1 protein-coding gene is annotated in these 457 nt (G+C 62.8%); it reads right to left on the reverse strand.

Going from position 1 to position 457, the window contains the following annotated elements; translation table 11 throughout:
- Positions 1–457 (reverse strand): GTP-binding protein (locus KBX39_RS32835; protein WP_247660841.1); only part of this gene is annotated, 457 nt, incomplete at both ends.

A 457-nucleotide genomic window follows, 5' to 3' on the forward strand; every position in this document is an offset into this window, starting at 1 on the left:
CGGCCAAGGTAGGGGGAGGCATCGAGGTTGGTGACGTGGGCCTGCAGCACCCCGCCCTCGTCGTAGGTGGGGGCTGGGATGTTCTCGAGAATGCAATCGAACAGCGGCTGTAGGTCGGGGGAATCGGGTAACTCGCCATCCCCGGGTTTGTTGAGGGATGCGCGTCCGGCTTTCGCGGAGGCGTAGACCACCGGGACGTCAAGCAGGGAGGCATCGTCGTCGTCGGAAAGGTCCATGAAGAGGTCGTAGGTTTCTTCGACAACCTCGTCGATACGAGCGTCGGAACGGTCAACCTTGTTGAGCACCAAGATGAGAGGCAGCTTCTTGGCTAATGCCTTGCGCAGCACGAAGCGGGTCTGTGGCAGCGGCCCTTCGGAGGCGTCGACGAGCAGAATGACGCTATCGACCATCTCCAGGCCGCGTTCCACCTCGCCACCAAAGTCGGCGTGGCCGGGGG

Source organism: Micromonospora sp. D75, from assembly GCF_018070405.1.
Classification (GTDB): domain Bacteria; phylum Actinomycetota; class Actinomycetes; order Mycobacteriales; family Micromonosporaceae; genus Micromonospora; species Micromonospora chalcea.